This window comes from Lutibacter sp., assembly GCF_041596795.1.
Classification (GTDB): Bacteria; Bacteroidota; Bacteroidia; order Flavobacteriales; family Flavobacteriaceae; genus Lutibacter.
Genome location: NZ_JBFHHX010000162.1, coordinates 1 through 6,499, shown reverse-complemented (window position 1 = coordinate 6,499; position 6,499 = coordinate 1). Strand labels below are relative to the sequence as shown.

At 29.2% G+C, this 6,499-nt stretch carries 2 protein-coding genes; both read left to right on the top strand.

The features are described 5' to 3' along the window. Nucleotides 1-378 precede the first annotated feature (378 nt). Nucleotides 379-5,121, top strand: coding sequence for a PAS domain S-box protein (locus ABY298_RS14065; RefSeq protein WP_372746695.1), 4,743 nt, complete (start codon nucleotides 379-381; stop codon nucleotides 5,119-5,121). A gap of 124 nt (nucleotides 5,122-5,245) precedes the next feature. Further along, nucleotides 5,246-6,499, top strand: a 1,254-nt coding sequence (locus ABY298_RS14060) for a sugar-binding domain-containing protein (protein ID WP_372746694.1), incomplete at its 3' end; no start/stop codon positions are given.

Below are 6,499 nucleotides of genomic sequence, written 5' to 3'. Positions count from 1 at the left end.
GGAACTAATTATTAAAACTATTCCATATTATTTAATTTCTAATATAAAGCGAGTATTAATTGGTTGCCTTAATAGACTAAGAAAAAAGCTAAAGAGCAATTAGAAAATTTATATAAATTGTAACTCTCTGTTAGTTATCAATCAAAATTAGACAAAACCTTACAAATATTATGTTTGTAGGGTTTTTTTGTTTTGTCTATAATTCATTTAATATAAGTCTGTTATCTATAAAATTATATTTAGTATATTTAGTAAATAATAATTTGTATTATTTGTTTGCTGCATTTTAAATGTAATATAAAACAGTAAAAGTTTTTTCTTTTCCAATTAGCTGATGCGTGTATATTATATAACATAAAATTTGTATTTTTTTAAATTATGAAAAGTAACATTATAGATATTTTAGACTTTAAGGTAATTAACAATTTACTGCAAGGCTTGAATAAAACAACAGAGCATTTAATAAGTCTTCTAGATCTTAAAGGAGATATTATATACCAATCGGTACCAGAGCAAAAAAGGTCCAATTTTCGTCGGGTTAATTTTGAATTGTCTAAAAAGTGCAACGTTCACGAAATTGGGTTGGTTGAAGAATTACCTCAAAGTGAAAAATATGAAATTTATAAAGGTTTAAATGGGTTAATTGAAGTGGCTGTTCCAATTAAAATTAGTGGAGAACATGTTGCTACGCTATTTTCGGGACAATTCTTTTTTGAAAAACCCGAAGTAATATTTTATAAAAAACAAGCCGTAAAGTATGGTTTTAATGAAGATAAATATCTGAAAGAGCTCAAATTAACACCGGTTATTTCAAAAGAAAAAGTAAAAATTAACATGATGTTTTTACTTAATTTAGCTCAAATTATAAATGAATTAGGTGATTATAAACTAGAACAAATTGAGTTAAATGAAGAGTTAAAAGATGCTGAAGAAATAAATCTAAAAAGAAAAAAAAGACTTGATTATGCATTAGAAAGCATTGATACAGGTGTGTGGGAATTAGATTTAGTAAATAATAGTTCATGGCGTTCATTTAAACACGACAAAATATTTGGGTATTCAAAGCCAATTGAGAATTGGACCTATGAAATGTTTTTAGAACACGTATATTCTAAAGATAAAAAGTTAGTTAATGAAAAATTTCAAAATGCAATTTCAACAAAATCAGATTGGAATTTTGAATGTAGAATTGTTAGAAAAGACAATGCTATTAGATGGATTCAGGGCAAGGGAAATCACTTTTTAAATGAAAAGAATGAAGCAACCTTAATGTACGGTGTTGTTCAGGATATTACCGATAGAAAATTGGCTGAAATTAAAATTAAGGAAAGCGAAGAAAAATTTCGTTTATTATACAATAATTCACCAGATATGTTTGTATCTGTTTCTCCAGTTAATGGTACCATACTAATATGTAACGAAACCCTTCAAAGAAAAACTGGTTACACAGAAAAGGAACTTATTGGGGCATCTATATTTAAACTGTACCATAATGATTGTATGGAAGATGCTAAAGATGTATTTCAGCAATTTGTAAAAACAGGTGAAATTATTAACAAAGAGCTAATTCTTAAAAAGAAAGATGGTAGTAAAATAGAAGTTAGCTTAAATGTTTATGGTGTAAGAGATGAAAACGGTAAAATTATACATTCTATGTCTTCTTGGAGAGACATTACAGTGCGTAAAAAAGCAGAAAAAGAATTAAAAGAAAGCGAAGAAAAATTTAGAACATTTTCAAACATTTCACCAGTTGGTATTTTTGTAACTGATGAAAATGGTAAAGCAACTTATTATAATTATAAAACAAGTGAAATTATTGGAATGCCTATTGAAGAAGGCAAAGGAACAGGCTGGGCGGAAAGTGTTCATCCTAATGATAGAGAAAAGGTATTTAGTGAATGGAATAAATGTAGAGAATTAAAATCTAAGTTTGAATTAACATATAGGTTTAAGAATAAACAAGGTAAAATAACTTGGGTAATTGGCCAAGCTGTACCTATGTTAAACACTAACGGAGAGTTGTTAGGGTTTGTAGGAAGTCTTTTTGATATTACTTCTCAAAAACAAACCGAAATTGAATTATCTAATAGTTATAATAGAGAAAAAAATCTTGGAGATATAGTAAGAAACGCTCCAATTGCAATTGCATATGGTTTTCCTGATGGAAGATTAGATAATTGCAACAATGCATTTATAGAATTAGTTGGGTATACCAAAGAAGAATTAAAAAATATTAATTGGAGTAAACAATTAACTCCTTTACATTGGAATGCTATTGAATTAGAAGCATTACAAAAATTGACTTCAAAAAACGATTCTGTTCAATATGAAAAAGAGTATATTCATAAAAATGGAACCGTTATTCCTGTAGAATTATTTGTAATTGGTAATTTTAATAAAAAAAATGAGCTAATTAATTTTGTTGGGTTTGTGATTGATATAACTGAGCGAAAACAATATTTAAAAAATCTTAAAGATCGATATAAATTTATTGAATCTATTATGGAAAAAGCACCAATAGGTTTTGCTGTAACCACTATAGATAATGGTGAGGTGAAATTTATGAACAGCTTATTCGAAAATATTTATGGATGGCCAAAAAAAATACTTACAAATAACAATCTGTTTTTTGAGAAATTATTTCCTGATTCTGAATTTAGAGATAAATTTAAAGCTCAAGCAATAGCAGGTATGCAAAGTGGTGATCCTAGTAAAATGATATGGAATAACTTAAAAATTGTTACAAGTTCTGGAGAAGTACGTTATGTAGATGCATCTAACATTTTTATAGCTGATGAGAATATTATGATTTCTACAGTGCAAGATGCCACACAATTTAAACTAGCTGAAGATGCGCTTAGGGAAAGTGAGATTAAATACCGTTCTTTCTTCGAAAACAGTATGGATTCTATAATGTTAACCAGCCCAGATGGAAAAATTATATCTGCAAATCCTGCAGCTTGTGAAATGCTTGGATATACAGAAAATGAGATTATTCAATTGGGTAGAAAAGGATTAATAGATCCAACAGACTCGCGTATTTCAGATATAATTGCACGTAGAGAAAAAGATGGAAAAGTAACTGGAGAACTTACTATGTTACGCAAAGGTAATGTTCCTATACAGGTTGAACTTTCATCTGCAATTTTTGTGAATTCTGAAAATCAGTTATTTACTAGCATGATTATTCGCGATGTAACTGAACGAAAAAGGGCAGAAGTAGCTTTTAAAGAAACAGCAGCCAATTTAAAATCAATGATTGATAATAGAGAAGATGCAATTTGGTCGATTGATAGAAACTATAACTACATTATTTTTAACAGTACTTACGAAAAAATTTTAAATAAGCAACATAACATTAAACTTAAAAAAGGAATGAATTCTGCCAAACTTTTAACAGAAGAACAAGCAAAATTCTGGATTCCAAAATTTGAATCGGTTTTTGAGGGGGAAAATGTTACTTTCGAGTTTTCACATGTTTTAAACGGAGAATTACGTCATTTTTTAACATCTTTAAATCCTATTATTGAAGATCAACTAATTACGGGTGCATCAGGATTAAGTACTGATATTACAGAAAGAAAACAGATAGAAGAAACCTTAAAAATATCTGAAGAAAAATTTGAAAAATCATTTAGATTAAGTCCTTATATGGTTTCACTTAGCACTATGGATGGACTTGTGGTTGAGGTAAATGAAAAGGTATTTGAAACTCTTGGTTATACTAGGGACGAGTTTATTGGGAAAAACACCACAGTATTGCCTTTGTGGGTAAATCTTGAAGAGCGTGTCAATTTTGTTAATCTATTAAAAGAAGATAAAACGTTGCATCTAATAGATGTTGAATTTCGTAAAAAAACAGGCGAAATTGGAGTTTATTTATTGTCCGCTAGTATAATTGAGGTCAATGAAAAAAAATTACTTCTTAGCATAATTCATGATATTACTGAGCAAAAGAAAGTACAAGAAGAATTAATATCTGCCAAATTTAAAGCCGAAGAAAGCGATCGTTTAAAATCTGCATTTTTAGCAAATATGAGTCATGAAATTAGAACTCCTATGAATGGTATTCTAGGTTTTTCTGAACTTTTAAAAACACCCGATCTTTCTAATGAAAATCAGCAAAAATATATTGGTGTAATTGAGCGAAGTGGAGCACGAATGCTTAATATTATTCAAGAAATTATTGATATTTCTAAAATTGAATCTGGTGCCATGGAAGTAATTTTGAAAGATGTAAATGTTAATACTGAAGTAGAAAACGTATATAATTTATTAAAACTAGATGCAGAACAAAAAGGTATACATCTTTCCTTTAAAAACGTCCTTGCCGAAACCGAAGCAAAAATTAATACCGATGCTAATAAGTTAGAAGGCATTCTTATAAACCTTGTTAAAAATGCTATTAAATATACAGATGTAGGTTCCATAGAATTTGGGTATAAGTTAAAAGGAAATTACCTTGAGTTTTATGTGAAAGATACCGGAATTGGAATTCCAAAAAATAGACAAGATGTAATATTTGAAAGGTTTATTCAGGCAGATATTACTGATGTTGAAGCAAGACAAGGAGCTGGCCTTGGGTTATCCATTTCAAAAGCGTTAGTTAATATGCTTGGTGGTGAAATATGGGTTGAAAGTATAGAAAGTAAAGGGTCTATTTTTTATTTTACTATTGAATACAATCCTGTAAATAAACCAACAAATATTGCTAAAAATGAATTCTCATTAATAAATGAAGATAAATTAAATAGAAGCCTTAAAATATTAATTGTTGAAGACGATGAGCCTTCACAATACTTAATTTCACTTGTTGTAGATGAGTTTGCGAAAGAAATATTAGTGGTTGATTCTGGTCTTGAAGCAATTGAAACCTGTAAAAAACACCATGATATTGATATCATTTTTATGGATATTCAAATGCCTGAAATGAATGGATATGAAGCAACCAAGCAAATACGAAAATTCAATAAAAATGTAATTATTATTGCTCAAACAGCATTTGCCTTATCTGGAGATAAAGAAAAAGCAATTGAAATTGGTTGTAATGATTATATTTCAAAACCAATTGGAAAGAGTGATTTAATAGAGATGATAAGGCGATATTCACAAAGAATATAAGTATAAATTTTGTTGATAGTTACTTTTAAAATACTTTATAAAAAAGTAAAAACCCATAAGCAAATTGTGTATGGGTTTTTTAATATAGCTATCTTTGAATAATTTTATATTTAATAAGAATAAAATGAAATGTTTTTCATACTCAATCTTTACACTTTTATTGTCCATTCAACTAAATTATGCACAAGGTAGATTTGTGAAAGAACTAGATTCTAACTGGAAATTTCAAAAAACTCAAAACGAAAACGCATTTCAAATAAATTTTAATGATGCTAATTGGGAAACAGTTTCAGTTCCTCATGATTGGGCCATAAAAGGACCTTTTAATAAGGAAATCGACAAACAAACTGTGGCAATTGTTCAAAATGGAGAAGAAGTAGCATCAGAAAAAACTGGTAGAACAGGATCTTTACCACACATTGGTACCGCTTGGTATCGGAATAAATTTACATTGCCACAATTTCAAAAAGGTAAAAAAGTAATTTTGATGTTTGAAGGCGCTATGAGCGAACCTCAAGTTTATTTAAATGGTAAAAAAGTAGGTGAATGGGCGTATGGCTATAGTTATTTTTACTTTGATGTTTCAGATTTGGTAAATGTAGGTGAAAACACATTGGCTGTTAAGTTAACAAATAAAGAATTTGCTTCACGTTGGTATCCTGGTGCTGGTTTGTATAGAAAAGTGAGTGTTATTGTAAAGAATAAAGAAAGTATAAACCAATGGGGAACCTTTATTACAACTCCTTTTATTAGTGAAAGTGAAGCCAAAATTAACGTTAAAACCAAAACTACAGGGAAAAATATTCAATTGGTAACTACCATTTTTGATGCAGAAGGAAATCAATTAGTAACAACTAAAACTTCTGAACAATTTAATGGTGAATTTGAGCAAAATTTAAAAGTAGAAAACCCAAAATTATGGAGCCCAGAGTCTCCGTATTTATATACAGCAATTTCTCAAGTTTTTGTTGAAAATGATTTAAAAGATGAAATAAAAACCACATTTGGTATTCGAAATATTAAATATGATGCTAAAAATGGTTTTAGCCTAAACGGAAAAGTTACCAAGTTTAAAGGCGTTTGCTTGCATCACGATCTTGGTCCGCTAGGCGCTGCAGTTAATAAGGCAGCTTTAAAACGTCAGCTTACTATTTTAAAAGATATGGGTTGTAATGCTATTAGAAGCTCTCATAATATGCCATCTTTAGAACAATTGGAATTATGCGATGAAATGGGCTTTTTGTTTTTAGCAGAGAGTTTTGATGAGTGGAAAAAACCAAAAGTTGAGAATGGTTATCATCGCTTTTTTGATGAATATGCAGAAAAGGATATTGTAAATTTAGTGCATGCAACCAGAAATCATCCAAGTATTGTTATG